The 18,477-nt window shown below is 69.8% G+C and carries 16 protein-coding genes and 2 riboswitches; of the genes, 11 read left to right on the top strand and 5 right to left on the bottom strand.

The window, feature by feature from the left end:
• Positions 1–367: 367 nt before the first annotated feature.
• The 4 genes from ABT114_RS46670 to gcvT all read right to left on the bottom strand — a co-directional run bounded on the left by ABT114_RS46670 (position 368) and on the right by gcvT (position 4,712).
• A complete protein-coding gene (locus ABT114_RS46670; protein WP_351152434.1) occupies positions 368–1,735 on the bottom strand; it encodes an L-serine ammonia-lyase in 1,368 nt (455 codons plus the stop codon).
• Positions 1,736–1,820: 85 nt separating this feature from the next.
• Positions 1,821–3,083, bottom strand: a complete 1,263-nt coding sequence (glyA, locus tag ABT114_RS46665) for a serine hydroxymethyltransferase (RefSeq protein ID WP_351152431.1) — start codon at positions 3,081–3,083, stop codon at positions 1,821–1,823.
• Between the two features lie 14 nt (positions 3,084–3,097).
• A complete protein-coding gene (gcvH, locus tag ABT114_RS46660) occupies positions 3,098–3,475 on the bottom strand; it encodes a glycine cleavage system protein GcvH (RefSeq protein WP_351152428.1) in 378 nt (125 codons plus the stop codon).
• Positions 3,476–3,593: 118 nt separating this feature from the next.
• Positions 3,594–4,712, bottom strand: a complete 1,119-nt coding sequence (gene gcvT / locus ABT114_RS46655) for a glycine cleavage system aminomethyltransferase GcvT (protein WP_351152425.1) — start codon at positions 4,710–4,712, stop codon at positions 3,594–3,596.
• Between the two features lie 38 nt (positions 4,713–4,750).
• Positions 4,751–4,858: riboswitch (glycine riboswitch) on the bottom strand.
• Positions 4,859–4,960: riboswitch (glycine riboswitch) on the bottom strand.
• A gap of 171 nt (positions 4,961–5,131) precedes the next feature.
• Here gcvT and ABT114_RS46650 point away from each other — a divergent pair.
• The 9 genes from ABT114_RS46650 to ABT114_RS46610 all read left to right on the top strand — a co-directional run bounded on the left by ABT114_RS46650 (position 5,132) and on the right by ABT114_RS46610 (position 15,445).
• Positions 5,132–5,806, top strand: coding sequence for an AAA family ATPase (locus ABT114_RS46650; RefSeq protein ID WP_351152508.1), 675 nt, complete (start codon positions 5,132–5,134; stop codon positions 5,804–5,806).
• 164 nt (positions 5,807–5,970) lie between these two features.
• The gene (locus tag ABT114_RS46645) at positions 5,971–6,774 is read left to right on the top strand and encodes an enhanced serine sensitivity protein SseB (protein ID WP_351152423.1); all 804 of its coding nucleotides are present in this window, start codon (positions 5,971–5,973) and stop codon (positions 6,772–6,774) included.
• 135 nt (positions 6,775–6,909) lie between these two features.
• Positions 6,910–7,710 carry an enhanced serine sensitivity protein SseB C-terminal domain-containing protein gene (locus ABT114_RS46640; protein WP_351152420.1) on the top strand — a complete coding sequence of 267 codons (801 nt, stop codon included), beginning with the start codon at positions 6,910–6,912 and terminating at the stop codon, positions 7,708–7,710.
• 563 nt (positions 7,711–8,273) lie between these two features.
• The gene (locus tag ABT114_RS46635) at positions 8,274–9,272 is read left to right on the top strand and encodes an ABC transporter permease (protein WP_351152418.1); all 999 of its coding nucleotides are present in this window, start codon (positions 8,274–8,276) and stop codon (positions 9,270–9,272) included.
• A 55-nt stretch (positions 9,273–9,327) separates the two neighbouring features.
• Positions 9,328–11,076, top strand: coding sequence for an ABC transporter substrate-binding protein (locus ABT114_RS46630; protein WP_502988515.1), 1,749 nt, complete (start codon positions 9,328–9,330; stop codon positions 11,074–11,076).
• 69 nt (positions 11,077–11,145) lie between these two features.
• Complete coding sequence (locus ABT114_RS46625; RefSeq protein WP_351152413.1) at positions 11,146–12,153, top strand: ABC transporter permease; 1,008 nt, start codon at positions 11,146–11,148, stop codon at positions 12,151–12,153.
• Positions 12,150–13,247, top strand: coding sequence for an ABC transporter ATP-binding protein (locus ABT114_RS46620; RefSeq protein ID WP_351152411.1), 1,098 nt, complete (start codon positions 12,150–12,152; stop codon positions 13,245–13,247). Before ABT114_RS46625 ends, ABT114_RS46620 begins: the two co-directional genes overlap by 4 nt.
• Positions 13,244–14,620, top strand: coding sequence for an ABC transporter ATP-binding protein (locus ABT114_RS46615; protein WP_351152408.1), 1,377 nt, complete (start codon positions 13,244–13,246; stop codon positions 14,618–14,620). Before ABT114_RS46620 ends, ABT114_RS46615 begins: the two co-directional genes overlap by 4 nt.
• A 168-nt stretch (positions 14,621–14,788) precedes the next feature.
• The gene (locus ABT114_RS46610; protein ID WP_351152406.1) at positions 14,789–15,445 is read left to right on the top strand and encodes a trimeric intracellular cation channel family protein; all 657 of its coding nucleotides are present in this window, start codon (positions 14,789–14,791) and stop codon (positions 15,443–15,445) included.
• On the opposite strand, the gene ABT114_RS46605 is transcribed toward ABT114_RS46610, so the two are convergent.
• Entirely contained in the window at positions 15,354–16,586 is a 1,233-nt protein-coding gene (locus ABT114_RS46605) for an alpha/beta hydrolase (protein ID WP_351152403.1), read from the bottom strand. The two genes, ABT114_RS46610 and ABT114_RS46605, sit on opposite strands and share 92 nt — an antisense overlap.
• A gap of 155 nt (positions 16,587–16,741) precedes the next feature.
• Here ABT114_RS46605 and ABT114_RS46600 point away from each other — a divergent pair, with 155 nt between their 5' ends.
• Both ABT114_RS46600 and ABT114_RS46595 read left to right on the top strand, forming a co-directional pair.
• A complete protein-coding gene (locus tag ABT114_RS46600; RefSeq protein ID WP_351152401.1) occupies positions 16,742–17,602 on the top strand; it encodes a thioesterase family protein in 861 nt (286 codons plus the stop codon).
• Positions 17,603–17,926: 324 nt separating this feature from the next.
• Positions 17,927–18,295, top strand: coding sequence for a hypothetical protein (locus ABT114_RS46595; RefSeq protein WP_351152398.1), 369 nt, complete (start codon positions 17,927–17,929; stop codon positions 18,293–18,295).
• Positions 18,296–18,477 lie beyond the last annotated feature (182 nt).

Here is an 18,477-nt window from a genome sequence, read left to right as displayed (position 1 = left end):
GACCTTGATGACCTTGATGACCTCGATGGCCGATCCGCAGAGCAGACTGATGTCCTCGGCCCCGGCGGCAGACGGCCACTCGGTGAGCTCGGGTGCACGTCGTCGTACCAGTTTGGACAGGCCCTCGCAGTCCAGGACGAGGGTGCCGCTCTACGCGGCGCCCACCGAGCCCGCCACGTCACTGCGCAGGATGGCCCGCTGGCCCGGACCGCTGCGGTTCGCCATCCGGCGAGCGTCACGAACTCCCAGATCCGACGCCCATCTCAGGGTGTCTTCCCAGGGATTTTTCAGGGACTTTCCGCCGCGTAAGCAGGGGAGGCCCCGACAGCACTGAAAGACACGAACGCGCTGGTCAGGGCCCGTCCCCTCAGCACTCGATGATGTTGACCGCCAGCCCGCCCCGCGCCGTCTCCTTGTACTTCACACTCATGTCGGCGCCGGTGTCCTTCATCGTCTTGATGACCTTGTCGAGGGACACCTTGTGGGAGCCGTCGCCGCGCATCGCCATGCGGGCGGCCGTGACGGCCTTCACCGCGGCCATGCCGTTGCGTTCGATGCAGGGGATCTGGACCAGGCCGCCGACCGGGTCGCAGGTCAGGCCGAGGTTGTGTTCCATGCCGATCTCGGCGGCGTTCTCGACCTGTTCGGGGCTGCCGCCCAGGACTTCCGCGAGGGCGCCGGCCGCCATGGAACAGGCGGAGCCGACCTCGCCCTGGCAGCCGACCTCGGCGCCGGAGATGGAGGCGTTCTCCTTGAAGAGCATGCCGATGGCGCCGGCGGCGAGGAGGAAGCGGACCACGCCGTCCTCGTCCGCGCCCGGGACGAAGTTCATGTAGTAGTGCAGGACGGCCGGGATGATGCCCGCCGCGCCGTTCGTGGGAGCCGTCACCACGCGGCCGCCGGCCGCGTTCTCCTCGTTCACCGCCATCGCGTAGAGCGTGATCCACTCCATGGAGTGGGCCAACGGGTCGCCTTCGGCTCGGAGTTGACGCGCCGTCACCGCCGCGCGGCGACGCACCCGCAGACCGCCCGGCAGGATGCCCTCGCGGGACATGCCGCGTGACACGCAGGCCTGCATCACCCGCCAGATGTCCAGGAGGCCGGAGCGGATCTCATCCTCCGTACGCCAGGCGCGCTCGTTCTCCAGCATCAGCGCGGAGATCGACAGGCCCGTCTCCTTCGTCAGGCGCAGCAGCTCGTCCCCCGTGCGGAAGGGGTACTTCAGGACCGTGTCGTCCAGCTTGATGCGGTCCGCGCCCACCGCGTCCTCGTCGACGACGAAGCCGCCGCCGACGGAGTAGTAGGTCTTCGACAGCAGCTCCGCCCCCGAGGTGTCGTACGCCCACAGGGTCATGCCGTTCGCGTGGTACGGGAGTGTCTTACGGCGGTGCAGGACCAGGTCGTCGTCGAAGGAGAACGGTATCTCGTGCTCGCCGAGCAGCCGGATCCGTCCCGCCTCCTTGATCTCCTCCACCCGCTCGTCGGCCCGCTCCACGTCCACCGTGCGCGGCGAGTCGCCCTCCAGACCGAGGAGCACCGCCTTGGGGGTGCCGTGGCCGTGGCCGGTCGCGCCGAGCGAGCCGTACAGCTCGGTGCGGACGGACGCGACGGAGGCCAGCAGGTCCTCGTTGCGCAGCCTGCGGGCGAACATGCGTGCCGCGCGCATCGGGCCGACCGTGTGGGAGCTGGACGGGCCGATGCCGATCGAGAACAGGTCGAAGACCGAGATGGCCACGGTGACTCCTCAGAACGGGGGTGGAACAAAGGGTGGGGCACCGGGCTCACCTCTCAGTGTGCGCGCGGTGCCCCGTACAGCGGTACTACTGCCCCAGGGTGGGGTACAGCGGGTGCTTGTCGGCCAGGGCCTTGACCCGGGCCTTGAGCGCCTCGGTGTCGTACGACGGCTTGAGCGCCTCCGCGATCACGTCCGCGACCTCGGCGAAGTCCTCGGCCTGGAAGCCGCGGGTCGCGAGGGCCGGCGTGCCGATCCGCAGGCCCGACGTCACCATCGGCGGGCGCGGGTCGTTCGGGACGGCGTTGCGGTTGACCGTGATGCCGACCTCGTGGAGGCGGTCCTCGGCCTGCTGCCCGTCCAGCTCGGACTCGCGCAGGTCGACCAGGATGAGGTGGACGTCGGTGCCGCCCGACAGGACGTTCACGCCGGCCTCGCGGGTGTCGGCGGCCGTCAGACGCTCGGCGAGGATCCGCGCCCCCTCGACCGTACGACGCTGGCGCTCCTTGAAGTCCTCGCTCGCCGCGACCTTGAAGGAGACCGCCTTGGCCGCGATCACGTGCTCCAGGGGACCGCCCTGGAAGCCCGGGAACACGGACGAGTTCAGCTTCTTCGCGAAGTCCTTCTTGGCGAGGATGATCCCGCCGCGGGGCCCGCCGAGCGTCTTGTGGGTGGTGGAGGTGACCACGTCCGCGTACTCCACCGGGTTCGGGTGGAGGCCGGCCGCGACCAGGCCCGCGAAGTGCGCCATGTCGACCCACAGGTAGGCCTCGACCTCGTCCGCGATCCGGCGGAACTCGGCGAAGTCCAGCTGCCGCGGGTACGCCGACCAGCCCGCGATGATCACCTTCGGGCGGTGCTCCTTGGCGAGCCGCTCGACCTCGGCCATGTCGACCAGGCCGGAGTCGTCCACGTGGTACGCGACCACGTTGAACTGCTTGCCGGAGAAGTTCAGCCGCATCCCGTGGGTCAGGTGGCCGCCGTGGGCCAGGTCCAGGCCGAGGATGGTGTCGCCGGGCTGAGCCAGGGCGAACAGGGCGGCCTGGTTGGCAGAGGCGCCCGAGTGCGGCTGCACGTTGGCGTACTCGGCGCCGAACAGCTCCTTCACCCGGTCGATGGCGATCTGCTCGGCGACGTCGACGTGCTCGCAGCCGCCGTAGTAGCGGCGGCCCGGGTAGCCCTCGGCGTACTTGTTGGTGAGGACCGAGCCCTGCGCCTCCATGACCGCGACCGGGGCGAAGTTCTCCGAGGCGATCATCTCGAGGGTGGACTGCTGGCGGTGCAGCTCGGCGTCGACGGCGGCGGCGATGTCCGGGTCGAGCTCGTGCAGGGGCGTGTTCAGAAGCGACATGTGTACGTGACTCCTCAGCCGGCGGAAAAAGCGGTGTACTCGTCGGCGGAGAGCAGGTCGGCCGGCTCCTCCGCCACGCGCACCTTGAACAGCCAGCCGCCCTCGAAGGGAGCCGAGTTCACCAGCGACGGGTCGTTCACCACGTCCTCGTTGACCTCGGTGACCTCACCGTTGACGGGGGAGTACAGGTCGCTGACCGACTTGGTCGACTCCAGCTCGCCGCAGGTCTCGCCCGCGGCCACCGTGTCACCGACCTCCGGGAGCTGGACGAAGACGACATCGCCGAGCGCGTTGGCCGCGTGCTCCGTGATGCCGACCGTCGAGACGCCGTCCTCGGCGCCCGACAGCCACTCGTGCTCCTTGCTGTAGCGCAGCTGCTGGGGGTTGCTCATGGCCTGAATTCTCCTGTACGCGGGGGAGTGCTGGTGAATGGGGGGCTGCTGGAACCGCTGGTGAGCAGCGGAAATGTGCGCGGTGTCACGTAAGGAACGTAAGGACCGCGCCCAGTGTCTACTTCTGGCGCTTGTAGAACGGCAGCGCCACGACCTCGTACGGTTCGTGGCTGCCTCGAATGTCCACGCCGACTCCCGGCGTGCCCGGCGCCGCGTGTGCCGCGTCGACGTAGGCCATGGCGATCGGCTTGCCCAGCGTGGGGGAGGGGGCGCCGGAGGTGACCTCGCCGATCACCTCGCCGCCGGCGACGACGGCGTACCCGGCGCGGGGGACGCGGCGGCCCTCGGCGATCAGGCCCACGAGGACGCGCGGGGGCTGCGAAGCAGCGCGCTCGGCGGCCGCCTCCAGCGTTGTACGCCCCACGAAGTCGCCCTCCTTCTCGAACTTCACGACCCGCCCGAGCCCCGCGTCGAAGGGGGTCAGAGAGGTGCTCAGTTCGTGCCCGTACAGCGGCATGCCCGCCTCCAGGCGCAGCGTGTCCCGGCAGGACAGGCCGCAGGGGACCAGGCCGACGCCCTCGCCGGCCTTGGTCAGGGCCTGCCACAGTTCGACGGCGTGCTCCGGCTTCACGAACAGCTCGAAGCCGTCCTCGCCGGTGTACCCGGTGCGCGCGATGAGCGCGGGGACGCCGGCGACGGTGCCGGGCAGGCCCGCGTAGTACTTCAGGCCGTCGAGGTCGGCGTCGGTGAGGGACTTGAGGATGCCGGGGGACTCGGGGCCCTGGACGGCGATCAGGGCGTAGGCGTCGCGGTCGTCGCGGACCTCGGCGTCGAAGCCGGCGGAACGCTCCACGAGCGCGTCCAGCACGACCTGGGCATTGGAGGCGTTGGCGACGACCATGTACTCCGTCTCGCCCAGCCGGTAGACGATCAGGTCGTCGAGGATGCCGCCGTCGGCCCGGCAGATCATGGTGTAGCGGGCGCGGCCGGCGCCGACGGAGGCGATGTTGCCGACCAGGGCGTAGTTCAGCAGCTGCGCCGCCTCTGACCCCGTGACCGTGATCTCACCCATGTGCGAAAGGTCGAACAGGCCGGCCTTGGCGCGCACCGCGTTGTGCTCGTCGCGCTCGGAGCCGTAGCGCAGGGGCATGTCCCAGCCGGCGAAGTCGGTCATCGTCGCGCCGAGCGAGCGGTGCAGGGCATCGAGGGCGGTGTGACGGAGTGGGGTACTGCTCATCGGTCGGTCGTCTCCCAGGGCATGACGGGCGAGGTCTTTCCTCCCCATCTGTCATCGGAACCTGAGAGGTTCGCCATGATCACACCTGATCATGGGTTGCACCTTGGGTGGAGCCGCTGACGCAGCGGCCCGCTTTTCAGATGTGCCTCGCCCGCGCGGTAACGGGGCCTGAGAGATTCAAGGGAGGGACTTGCTCCTTCGGCGCCCCAGTGCAGCACTGCTGCTGGGGACTCTCCCGCGCGGATTCAAGCGGCCGGTATGCAGTTGGCGCGCACATCATTGCACGCATCGCCCGCCGAGGGGCAGGCCGCATCTGTAACCGGGCTGTGGCGGTACGCGAACGAAAAAGCGAGACACCGCGCATTACCTTCTCTTTACGCTCGGTGGGGAAAGGACTTACCTGACCCCAGGGGAGGACGATCACGGTGAACAGGATCACGGCGTACGCCACCAGCTCGGCCGCGGCACTGCCCAAGCAGCCCGCGGCCCCGGCCGTGGAGGCGTGCGGCCCGCGGCCGGCGCCGGTCGTCCGCGATCTGCGCGAGCGCTCCGGGCACAGCCCGCACGGCCTGGTCTTCGGCCCCCGCGACCTGGTCGTGATCACCGGCCTGCCCGGCAGCGGCAAGTCCACGCTGATGCGGCGGGCGGTACGGGGCGTACGCATCGACTCCCAGGACACCCGCGACCGCTGGGACGCCCGGGCGCCGCGCTTCCTCCCGTACGCCGTCTACCGCCCGCTGGTCCGCCTCGCCCACTACGCCGGACTGCGCCGCGCCCTGCGCACCGGCGAGGGAGTCGTCGTGCACGACTGCGGCACCCAGACCTGGGTGCGCGACTGGCTGGCCCGCGAGGCCCGCAGCCGGGGCGGCACCCTGCACCTGCTGCTGCTCGACGTCACCCCCGGCACGGCGCTCGAGGGCCAGCACGACCGCGGCCGGGGCGTCTCGCGCTACGCCTTCCTGCGCCACCGCCGCGCGGCCGCCCGCCTGCTGCGCGCCGTGGAGAAGGGCGAGCTGCCCCCGGGCTGCGGCTCGGCGGTGCTGCTGGACCGGAACGCGGCGGACGTACTGCGCCGGATCGCCTTCACGACCTGAGCCGGACGGGTTTCCGGGGCGGTGGGGCCGCGGCGGAACGGAGGCGCGGTCCGCGCGGATCGGTTCGTGGCAGGCGGCGGATCGGTCTCCGGGACGATTCCGTCGGGGTCCGTACCGGTTAGCCTTTCCAGCCACAGCAGCGGTTTCCAGCAGGCGGTAGAGAGATGGACTTCCCGGCGGACCTTCCCGCGGACTTCCCGGCGGGCTTCCCCGCACAGGCGCACCCCCATTCGCACGGCGGATGGCCCGGCAACGAGCTGGAGGAGGTGCTCGCCGCCTCCCTCGGCGTCCCGACGGCCGGCGGACGGATCGTCGAGGTGCTCGGCCGCAGCTTCGTCTGGGTGCCGCTGCCCAACGGCGGAGGCCCGCACAGCGGCCCGCTCGACCTGCCCACGCTGGAGATCGAGGGCCAGGTGTACGTGCCGGTCTTCAGCTCCGAGGAGCAGTTCCGGCAGGTCGTCGGCTCGCACATGTCGTACACCGTCGCGCCCGCCGTGGAGTTCGCCCGCGGTCTGCCGCCGCAGGTCGGCATCGTCGTGAACCCGGACGGCGTGGTGGGCATCCCGCTGCCGCCGGCCGCCGTGGCCGAGCTGTGCCGGAGCGGGCGGACCCCGCTGGACGGGTTCGCCGGCGGCGGCCGGGTGCGGCTGTTCGAGCCCGACTGGCAGGACGACCCGGTGGACTTCCTCGCCGCGGCCTCGGCCGAGTTCGCCGACACCGGCGTCGTACTGACCGCCCGCCGCTGCCTGGCCGCCATCGAGACCGGCGACCCCGTCCTGTTCGTCGGCGTCGAACTGTCCCAGTGGGAGGGCGACCTGCGTGTCCTCCCCATGGACGCGCTCGGCCGGGCACTCGCCGAGGTCGCCGTCCAGTGGCCGGTGAACCTCGTCCTCCTGGACGTGGTCGAGGACCCGGTGACGGACTGGATGCGGGAGCGGGTACGCCCGTTCTACCAACGGGGCCACTGAGAACGACCGCACCCGCCGACGCGGAACAACCCCCGAACGCAGAACAACCCTCGAACTCCTGGGCGGCTGTTGTCTAACGAGCCACCTAAGGTGGTTTCATATCCAAGGCCACGTTTCTCGAAGGGGCGGTAAAGGGTGAGCGCGAGCGGCACTGCCGCGACCGGGCAGGTCGAGCACATGCTGCGCCAGGTGACGCCCGGGCGTTACGACGCCTACGAGGCGCTCCTTCGTGCGCTCGCGACCCCGTCCTCCGGCCAGGTCTGGATGCTGCTGTGGCACGGCCAGGCCGGCTCCCCGGACGCCCAGTACGGGAACATGGAGGTCGACGGCTACGGCTACGCGCCCTGTGTCACCTCCGCCCAGGAGCTCTCGGCCAGCGGCTGGAACCGTTCGTACGAGGTGGTCGACGGCCTCGACGTCGCCCGCACGCTGTACCCCGACCACTTCGGCCTCTGGCTGAACCCGCACGCCCCCGGCGGCGGCCTCGGCATCCCCTGGCTCGACCTGCGCCGGATCGCGACGGGCCTGGAGCGCCAGCCGGCCGGCCCGCTGCGGCTGTCCGAGCCCGGAATCGAGATCCCCCAGTTCTACGCCCTGCTCGCGCAGAACGCCCACCGCACCCCGGCGGTCCGCGCGCTGCGCCGCGCCTGGGTGCAGCCCGCGCTCGGGGCGCCGTACCTCGCCATCGGCCTCGACGTGTACGACACCTCGCCGCCCGCCGTCGACTCCGTCCGCGGGATGATGCAGCAGTCCATCGGCGCGGTGCCGGACGGGCTGCCGGTGTCGACCGTGGCGATGTCCGACGAGCACGACCCGGTCGTGATGTGGATGCGGGCCAACGCCCGCCCCTTCTACGACCGCGAGGCCCACGCGGCGGCCGCCCCGGCCCAGGCTCCCGCGGGCGGTTACGGCTACCCGGGCTCGCGCCCCTACTGACCGCCGACCCCGGCAGCCGTTACGGACCGCCGACCCCGGCGGCCGTGAGGTCTGGCGACGGTGGTGCGTGAGCCGTCCCCAACGGGGGATCAGCCGCGGCGATACCTGGCCTGAGCTGGGGCCTTGGCCGCGAGCGAGTGCGCGGTGACCCGATCCGCGCAGTTCACGACGGCCCCTTCGACCCGCTGAGGGAAGCGGGTCGGCCCCAGGCCCGGCAAGTACCTTGCCGGGAGAGCTTGTTCGCATCGCGACGCGGGGAGCCGGAAGGCCGATCTCCGGAGGGCGAAGCCCCGTGTTCGGATAACGGATCACCCAGATCGGCATCACGGTTGCGCATACATTCTCTGTGAGGCCTGGCGTGTGATCGTGAATGCGTTGAAGACTCGCCTCTCAGACGCGAGGCCGTGGATCCAGTGAGCGAGTGCCTATCGGCGCCAATCCAGGATCAACTGGACAGCTGGGCCGCACTCCTTCGGCGCAGGCCGCGTAGCAGGTAAGTGAACCAAGCCGTCTACAGCGGCGGATGAAGGCCGGTCACCACCGGCGAGAGGGGTCGGGTCACCGTGACCGCACCGATCGAGACCACCGGATCGGCAGCCGAGGTACAGCCGGAGGCTGTGCTCGTCGGTGTCGAGAAGGGGCAGATCGAGGGCCGTTCCCTGGGGCAGATCGCCTGGTCCCGCTTCAAGAAGGACAAGGTGGCGGTCGCCGGTGGCGTGATCGTCATCCTGCTCATCCTGCTCGCGGTGCTCTCCCGGCCCCTCCAGGCGCTGTTCGGCCTGGACCCGAACGCCCTGCACCAGGACCTGATCGATCCCAACACCTCGCTGCCCAAGGGCGACTTCGGCGGCATGAGCTGGGACCACCCGCTCGGTGTGGAGCCGAAGTTCGGCCGCGACATCGCCACCCGCATCCTGGAGGGCTCCTGGGTGTCGCTGGTCGTCGCCTTCGGCGCCACGATCCTGTCGAACACGATCGGCGCGGTCCTCGGTGTGGTGGCCGGCTACTACGGCGGGCGGGTCGACACGATCATCAGCCGGCTGATGGACACCTTCCTGGCGTTCCCCCTGCTGCTGTTCGCGATCGCCATCTCCGCCACCCTGCAGGGCGGTGCCTTCGGGCTGGAGGGCCTGCCGCTGCACATCAGTGTGCTGATCTTCGTCATCGGCTTCTTCAACTGGCCCTATCTGGGCCGTATCGTCCGAGGTCAGACGCTGGCCCTGCGTGAGCGGGAGTTCGTCGACGCCTCGCGGGGGATGGGGGCCAGGGGCCCGTACATCCTCTTCCGGGAGCTGTTGCCGAACCTCGTGGGCCCGATCATCGTCTACTCGACGCTGCTCATCCCGACCAACATCCTCTTCGAGGCGTCCCTGAGCTTCCTCGGCGTCGGCATCCAGCCCCCGCAGGCGTCCTGGGGCGGCATGCTCAACCAGGCGGTCGACTTCTACCAGGTGGACCCGGAGTACATGATCGTGCCTGGTCTCGCCATCTTCGTGACCGTGCTGGCGTTCAATCTGCTCGGCGACGGTCTCCGCGACGCTCTCGACCCGCGCAGCCGCTGATCCGGTCGCGGTGAGAGTCCACAAGTTTCCGACAATGGAGGGGAAGCAGACCATCATGCGAAGGTCAGCGCTGGCCGCGGTCGCGGCCATCGGCAGTGTGAGCTTGCTGCTTGCAGGTTGCAGCAAGGCCGATGACAACAAGGAAAACGGGAACAAGTCGGCTGGGGCCAACGCAGCGACCAAGGACGTCGTCAACGCCTCCACCCAGAAGGGTGGGACGGTCACGTACGAGTACAGCGACGTCCCGGACTCCTTCGACCCCGGCAACACGTACTACGCGTACATGTACAACCTCAGCCGGCTGTACGCCCGCCCGCTGATGACCTTCAAGCCCGGTGCGGGCGAGGAGGGCAACACGCTGGTCCCGGACCTCGCCGCGAGCGCGGGTGTGCCGAGCGACGGCGGCAAGACCTGGACGTACAAGCTGCGTTCGGGCCTGAAGTACCAGGACGGCACCGCGATCACCTCGAAGGACGTCAAGTACGCCGTCGAGCGCTCCAACTTCGCGCGTGACGTGCTCTCCCTCGGCCCGAACTACTTCCAGCAGTTCCTCGATGGCGGCGACAAGTACAAGGGCCCCTACAAGGACAAGAGCGCCGAGGGCCTGAAGTCCATCGAGACGCCGGACGACACCACGATCGTCTTCAAGCTCAACCGCGCCTTCCAGGAGTTCGACTACCTGGTCGCGACGCCGCAGACGGCTCCGGTGCCGCAGGCCAAGGACACGGGCATCGACTACGTCAAGAGCATCGTGTCCTCGGGCTCGTACCAGTTCCAGAGCTACGAGGAGGGCAAGCAGGCCGTCCTCGTCCGCAACAAGAACTGGGACGCGTCGACGGACCCGCTGCGCAAGCAGTACCCGGACAAGATCGTCGTCAAGCTCAAGGTCAACGCCGAGACCATCGACCAGGACGTCCAGGCCGGTGACGCGATCGACCTCGGCGGTACGGGTGTCCAGGCGGCGACGCAGGCGAAGATCGTCAACGACGCCTCGCTGAAGGCCAACACCGACAACACCTACGGTGGCCGCCTGGTCTACATGGCGATCAACACCCAGGTCGCGCCGTTCAACAACGTCGCCTGCCGCAAGGCCGTCGAGTACGCCATCGACAAGGTCTCCGTGCAGACCGCCGAGGGCGGCCCGATCCGCGGTGACATCGCCACCACCGTCCTGCCGCCGGACATCCCGGGCTACCAGAAGGCCGACGTCTACGCCACCACGGGCAACAAGGGTGACGTCGCCAAGGCCAAGGAGCAGCTGAAGGCCTGCGGCAAGTCGACCATCACCACCAACATCTCGGCGCGCAGCGACCGTCAGCAGGAGATCGACGCGGCCACCGCGATCATCGCCTCGCTGAAGAAGGTCGGCATCAACGCCACCCTCAAGCAGTACCCGTCGGGCAAGTACTTCACCGACTACGCGGGTGTGCCGACGTTCGACAAGAAGCAGAACATCGGTCTGCACATGATGCAGTGGGGTGCCGACTGGCCCGGCGGCTACGGCTTCCTGCAGCAGATCCTGCACGGCGACGCGATCGGCGCGTCCGGCAACACCAACATCTCGTACCTCGATGACAAGCAGGTCAACGAGATGCTGGAGACGGCCATCGCCACCCAGGACGAGGCCAAGCGCAACAGCATGTACGGCGAGATCGACAAGCGCACGATGGACCTGGCGGCGATCGTCCCGCTGACCTACTTCAAGGTCCTGCTGTACCGCCCGGCCAACTTCACCAACCTGGTGTCCACGGCGGCCTTCAGCGGTCAGTACGACTACCTCAACATCGGCACGACCAAGAAGTAGCCCCGGAAGGCAGGTGAAGGCATTGGTGCCCGCGGGCTTCGCGGCCCGCGGGCACCGACGCCGGTCCCCGTGATCTCGTACATCCTCCGTCGGACGTTCGCGGCAGTGATCCTGCTGTTGGTCGTCACCGCGGTCACCTTCGCGATCTTCTTCCTGCTGCCACGGATGGCCGGCCAGACCGCCGACCAGCTCGCGCAGCAGTACATCGGAAAGAGCCCGACGAAGGCCGACATCGCCGCAGTCAAGCAGAACCTCGGTCTGGACCAGCCCTTGTACGCCCAGTACTGGCACTTCATCAAGGGGATCGTGTCCGGTGCCACCTACAACCTGGGGCCCACGACGGCGCACTGCGACGCGCCGTGCTTCGGCTACTCCTTCAAGAACCACGTCGCGGTCTGGCCGCAGCTCACCTCGCGCCTTCCGGTGACGATCTCACTGGCCGCCGGCGCCGCTGTGCTGTGGCTGGTGTCCGGTGTGCTGATCGGCGTGGTCTCCGCGCTCAAGCCCCGCAGCTTCTTCGACCGCGCCTTCATGGGCGTCGCGCTCGCGGGTGTCTCGCTGCCCATGTTCTTCACGGGCAACCTGGCGCTGCTGCTCTTCACCTACCAGTGGCCGATCTTCGGCCGCAGCTACGTACCGTTCACCGAGAATCCGGCCCAGTGGGCCAACACGCTCTTCCCCGCGTGGTGTTCTCTGGCCCTCCTCTACTCCGCCATCTACGCGCGGCTCACCCGCTCGGGCATGCTGGAGACGATGAACGAGGACTTCATCCGCACGGCCCGCGCCAAGGGCCTGCGCGAGCGCAAGGTCGTGGCCCGGCACGGGCTGCGGGCCGCGCTGACCCCGATCATCACCGTCTTCGGTATGGACCTGGGCCTGCTGCTCGGCGGCGCCGTGATCACCGAGACCGTGTTCTCGCTGCCCGGCATCGGCCAGTACGCGGTGCAGGGCATCACCGACAACGACCTGCCCCCGATCCTCGGCGTCACCCTGCTCGCCGCCGTCTTCGTCGTGATCGCAAATCTCCTGGTGGACCTGGTGTACGCCGCCGCCGACCCGCGCGTGAGGCTCTCGTGACCGAACTCTCCAAGACCGGTGCCGCCGTGGGCGAACCCACGAGCTCGCCGTCGAACGCGCCCGACGCGTTCCTCGCGGTCCGCGATCTCAAGGTGCACTTCCCCACCGACGACGGTCTGGTCAAGTCCGTCGACGGGCTCAGCTTCCAGGTGGACAAGGGCAAGACCCTCTGCATCGTGGGCGAGTCCGGCTCCGGCAAGTCCGTCACCTCGCTGGCGATCATGGGCCTGCACCGGCTCGGCGCGCGCGGCAAGAACGTGCAGATGTCCGGCGAGATCTGGCTCGGCGGCCAGGAGCTGGTCGGCGCCGACCCGGACGAGGTGCGCCGGCTGCGCGGCCGCGAGATGGCGATGATCTTCCAGGACCCGCTGTCCGCGATGCACCCGTACTACACGATCGGCAACCAGATCGTGGAGGCGTACCGGGTCCACCACGACGTCAGCAAGAAGGTCGCCCGCAAGCGGGCGATCGAGATGCTCGACCGGGTCGGCATCCCCGAGCCGGCCAAGCGCGTGGACGGCTACCCGCACGAGTTCTCCGGCGGTATGCGCCAGCGCGCGATGATCGCCATGGCGCTGGTCAACAACCCCGAGCTGCTCATCGCGGACGAGCCGACGACCGCCCTCGACGTGACCGTCCAGGCGCAGATCCTCGACCTCATCCGGGACCTGCAGAAGGAGTTCGGCTCCGCGGTCGTCCTCATCACCCACGACCTCGGCGTGGTCGCCGAGATCGCCGACGACGTCCTGGTGATGTACGGCGGCCGGTGCGTGGAGCGAGGTTCGGTGGACGACGTCTTCGAGCGCCCGCAGCACCCGTACACCTGGGGTCTGCTCGGCTCGATGCCCCGCATCGACCGCGAGACCTCCGAGCGGCTCATCCCGGTCAAGGGTCAGCCGCCGAGCCTCATCAACGTCCCCTCGGGCTGCGCCTTCCACCCCCGCTGCCCGTACGCGGACGTCCCCAAGGGCGATGTCACCCGTACCGTGCGCCCGGAGCTCCAGCCGGTCGGCAGCGGACACTTCTCCGCGTGCCACCTCTCGCCGGAGGACCGTACGCGGATCTGGACCGAAGAGATTGCGCCGAAGCTGTGAGTGAGACGAAGAAAACGGACGTGGCCTCCTCGGTTCCGCAGCAGGCGTCGGCTCCCGAGGAGCGGGAGGTGCTGCTCAAGGTCGAGGGCCTGCAGAAGCACTTCCCGATCCGCAAAGGCGTGCTCCAGCGGCAGGTCGGCGCGGTCAAGGCGGTCGACGGTCTCGACTTCGAGGTACGCAAGGGCGAGACCCTCGGCGTGGTCGGCGAGTCGGGCTGCGGCAAGTCGACGATGGGCCGGGTCATCACGCGGCTCCAGGACCCGACCGGCGGCTCGATCCACTTCGAGGGCAAGGACATCACGAGGCTGAACGCGGCCGGGATGCGTCCGCTGCGGCGGGACATCCAGATGATCTTCCAGGACCCCTACGGTTCACTGAACCCGCGGCACACCATCGGCGGGATCGTCTCGGCGCCCTTCCGGCTCCAGGGCGTGGAGCCGGAGGGCGGGGTGAAGAAGGAGGTCCAGCGGCTCCTGGAGCTGGTGGGTCTGAGCCCCGAGCACTACAACCGCTACCCGCACGAGTTCTCCGGCGGTCAGCGCCAGCGCATCGGCATCGCCCGCGCGCTCGCCCTGAAGCCGAAGCTGGTCGTCGCCGACGAGCCGGTCTCCGCGCTCGACGTGTCGATCCAGGCACAGGTCGTCAACCTGATGGACGACCTCCAGCAGGAGCTGGGCCTGACCTACGTGATCATCGCGCACGACCTGTCCGTGGTGCGCCATGTCTCGGACCGCATCGCGGTGATGTACCTCGGGAAGATCGTCGAACTCGCTGACCGCACTTCGCTGTACGAGTCACCGATGCACCCGTACACCAAGGCGCTCATGTCGGCGGTGCCGGTCCCGGACCCCAAGCGCCGGGGTGCCAAGAGCGAGCGCATCCTGCTCAAGGGGGATGTGCCCTCGCCGATCTCGCCGCCGAGCGGCTGCCGGTTCCACACCCGGTGCTGGAAGGCGACGGAGATCTGCAGGACGACCGAGCCCAAGCTCATCGAGCTGCGGCCCGGCCAGCAGGTCGCCTGCCACCACCCGGAGAACTTCGCGGACCAGGCCCCGCAGGACACGGTGCTGCTGACCGCTGCCAAGGAGGCCGCGGAGCTGGTGGCGGACGAGGTCCTCGCCGAGTCGGCCGAGACGTCGGCGGCGGTGGCGGCGGCGGTGGCGGCGGCGGCGGTGGCTTCCACCGAGCAGACGCCTTCCACCGAGCAGACGCCTTCTACCGAGGAGGCGCCTGCCGCCGAGGAGGCAGCCCCGTCCGAGGAGGCGGCTTCCGCTGAGGCGTCTGACGAGCTCGGTGACGCCGAGCCCGCCGATGCCGAGGCCGATGCCCCCGAGCCCGGTGACGCCGAGAAGCAGGAGTCGACCGACAAGTAGCGCATGGCGAGATGTCGAAGTCATGCACATGCCCAAACGGGAGAGCGCAGAGTCGTCCGCGTCCGAAGACGACTCATGGCGGTCTCCCGTTCGGCATGTTCAGGAGCAATCTGCCCCGCAGGCCTCGCTTTGTAAGGTCCATACCCTGCGGCAGGTAAGAATGTGAGGGTGCTCCAGCAACTATTCAGTCCCTCCGTCCAGCACACGCTCGACCTGATCGGCATCTTCGTGTTCGCCATCTCGGGTGCGCTGCTGGCCGTCCGCAAGAACTTCGACGTCTTCGGCATCGCCGTCCTCGCCGAGGTGACCGCGCTGGGCGGAGGGCTGTTCCGGGACCTGATCATCGGCGCGGTGCCGCCGGCCGCGTTCACGGACCTGGGCTACTTCCTCACGCCGCTGCTCGCCGCCCTCCTGGTCATCTTCCTGCACCCCCACGTGGAGCGCATCCAGGCAGGCGTGAACGTCTTCGACGCGGCAGGCCTCGGCCTGTTCTGCGTCGCCGGCACGACGAAGGCGTACGACTACGGGCTCGGGCTGCCCCAGTCGGCCGCCCTCGGACTCGCCACCGCCGTCGGCGGCGGTGTGCTGCGGGACGTGCTGGCCAACGAGGTGCCGTCGCTGCTGCGCTGGGACCGCGACCTGTACGCGGTGCCGGCCATGGTCGGCGCCATCATGGTCGTGGTGTGCATCCGCTACGACGCCCTCACCCCGCTGGCCAGCGGATTCGCCGCCCTCACTGCCTTCGTTCTGCGCCTGCTCGCGATGAAGTACCACTGGCGAGCGCCGCGCGCGTGGAATCGCCGGTCGACGGTACGAGAGGAGTAGCGCCCCTGACGGTGACGTGGTGCCGGCCCAACTGCTGGGTCAGCCAGCGGAACGCCGGGACCACCTGAGGCCGCCACAGTGCCATGGTGTGGCCGCCCGCGCTCCTCGGGACGTACACCACGTGCACGCGCGTCGGCGCCTGCGCGGTCTGCTCCAGGGCCACGGCGGCCTCGTAGCCGTCGTGGGGCTGGCCGGAGAGATAGAGCGCGACGGGGGGCGGGGTGGTCGCCCCGCGCAGCATCAGGTAGGGATTGTTCGCGGCGCGCAGGGCCGGGTTCTGGGCGGTGAGCGAGTCGCGTTCGCCGATCGGGTCGTTGTAGCCGGACAGGCTCACCGCGGCCCGGTAGCGGTCGGGGTGGGCGACGGCCAGCTTGACCGCGCAGTGCGCGCCGGCCGAGTAGCCCGCGACCGCCCAGCCGCTGGGCGCGGGCTCGGCCCGGAAGTTGTCCATGACCATCTTCGGCACGTCGACGCTGAGCCAGGTGTCGGCGTTGACCGTGCCCGGGACGTTCGCGCAACCGGTGTCCACCCCGGCGAGGAGCGTGGTCCGCGGGGCGACCAGGATGAACGGCGCGATCTGGCCGGAGCGCATCAGCGGCAGCAGCTGCTCGTGTGCGCGCAACGAGCCGAACCACGCCTTCGCCGATCCGGGGTAGCCCGGCAGCACCTCGACGACGGGGAACCTGTGATGCCGGTAGGCGGGCTCGTCGTACTGCGGCGGCAGCCAGACGTAGACCTCGGCGTCGATGCCGGAGACCCGGCCTTTCAGCTGGGTGACGCGGACCCCGCCGGCGGCGTGCATGCCCCGTCCGTCGGCGTGGGTGAAGCGCTGTCCGACCTTGGGCAGCCGTTCCAGCGCTATGCCGCCGGTGCCGTCCGAACCGAGGTCGGCCGCCTGCTGGACATGGCTGCCGGTGCCGAGGAGGTCGGCCCAGTTGTCGTAGAGGTTGTTGGCGTTGTTGACCAGGGTGAAGACCAGGGCGACGGCCGTGCCCTGGGCGAACAGCAGCATCAGCATCCGGGCGGCCACGCGGACGACCCTCGGGCCCCGCATCCGTGACCACAGCAGCAGCGGCAGCGCGACGGCGACGATGGACAGCACGATCAGGGTGGAGAGGAACGCGGTCCCGGTAAGGCTCATGTCCCCATAGAGGGCAATGACGGGCCCCGGGTTACGGACGAGTACGGGCACTTACCAAGAAATTGCCGGAACCTCACCCGGGTGCGCGGTCCGATGTCACGTAGCGGCAACATCCAAAGCTACCGCTTAGTAGTCACTTCTTGTACGGTTCAGGTATGCCAGAAGCAGCTTCCGCACCGGCCGTGCGGGCCATGGTCGGCGACAGCGAGTTCGACCGGGACACCGCGCTCACCCGCCGCGAACCCGGCGTCTACGACATCGACCTCTCGGCCGGCTGGACCATCATCAGCGCCGTCAACGGCGGCTATCTGCTGGCCGTCCTGGGCCGTGCCCTCGCCGACGCCCTGCCGCACCCGGATCCGTTCACGATCTCGGCGCACTACCTGACGGCGTCGCAGCCCGGCCCGGCGGTCGTCCGCACGGACCTCGTCCGCACCGGCCGCACGCTCTCCACCGGCCAGGCCTCGCTCTTCCAGTACGACGCCGAGGGCAACGAGGTCGAGCGGATCCGCGTCCTCGCCTCCTACGGCGACCTCGACTCCCTCCCCGACGACGTCCGTACGTCGGCGAAGCCGCCCGCGATCCCGCCGCTGGAGCAGTGCTTCGGCCCCCAGGACGGCCCGAGCCCCGTCCCCGGCAGCTCGGCCATCGCCGACCGCCTGTTCCTCAAGCTCGACCCGTCGACCCTGGGCTGGGCGCTCGGACAGCCGTCCGGCAAGGGGGAGATGCGGGCCTGGTTCGGCCTCGCCGACGGCCGTGACGCCGACCCGCTGTCCCTCCTGCTCGCGGTGGACGCCCTTCCGCCCACCGCCTTCGAGATCGGCCTGTCCGGCTGGGTCCCGACGGTCGAGCTCACGGTCCACGTCCGCTGCCGCCCCGCTCCGGGCCCGCTGCGCGTCTCCATCACCACCCGCAACCTCGCCGGCGGCTTCCTGGAGGAGGACGCCGAGGTCTGGGACAGCGCCGACCGGCTGGTGGCGCAGTCACGCCAGCTGGCCCGGGTCAGGCTCGGCTGACGGGCTCCCGGCCCGGCCGCGCGGCCGGCCGTTCGTAGAGGCCGGCTCCTTCGGGGGCCGGCACGGGCGGTTCGAAGGGGCGCCCGTCACGCGGTCCGTCGGGGGCGTTGTGCGCGAGGAGTTGCGGTCCGCGGGCGTTTCTGTCACGGACCTGTACCAGCGAGTAGTCGAAAGCTCCGAGTGAAAGTCCAGGTCAGCGCGGTGCCTTGACTCGCGCTTTACCTGATTGACAGGCCGGGGACAGCACGCCCCCAAGGAAGCCTTAAGGGGCGTTGGTTGAGTGCGCTTCTCAAAGTTCCCTCATCTTCCCTGGAGTTGTCTCTCATGAAGCGTGTGCGTCTCGTTCCCGCAGTGGCCCTGCTGGCGCTCTCGCCTCTGGTCCTGGCGGCCTGCGGCTCGGGCGACTCGTCGTCCTCGAACAGCGGCAACTCCGGTCAGCAGGCCTGTCAGGCACCGTCCGGGATGCCGTCCGGGATGCCGTCCGGCATGCCGACCGGGAACGCGTCCGGGCGGCCGAGCGGCGCCCCCTCGGGCGCGCCGTCGGGAGCTCCCAGCGGCAACCAGTCGGGCGCACCGTCGGGCATGCCGAGCGGCGCGCCCGGCGGTGGTCAGGGTGGCCCCGGCGGCGGTCAGGGCGGTGGCTGCGGCGGCCCGGGTGGCGGCCAGCAGGGCGGTCAGGCCCAGCAGGGCTGACTCGGGACGCCGTACGACAGGGGCGGGGGGCGCGGGGGGGGCCCGCGGGGGCCCCCCGGGGGGGGCGGGGGTGGGCTCGGGGTCCGCCCCCCGGGGGGGGGGGGTGGGGGGGGGGGGGGCGGGCCCCCCGAACCCCGCGGTGGCAGCGTCTTGTTGGGCTGCCGTGTGGCTGTGCACGGACA

It is taken from the genome of Streptomyces sp. NPDC002088, from assembly GCF_040296605.1.
Lineage (GTDB): Bacteria > Actinomycetota > Actinomycetes > Streptomycetales > Streptomycetaceae > Streptomyces.
The sequence above is the reverse complement of the archived record's forward strand: the minus strand, read 5'-3'. Positions and strand labels throughout refer to the sequence as shown.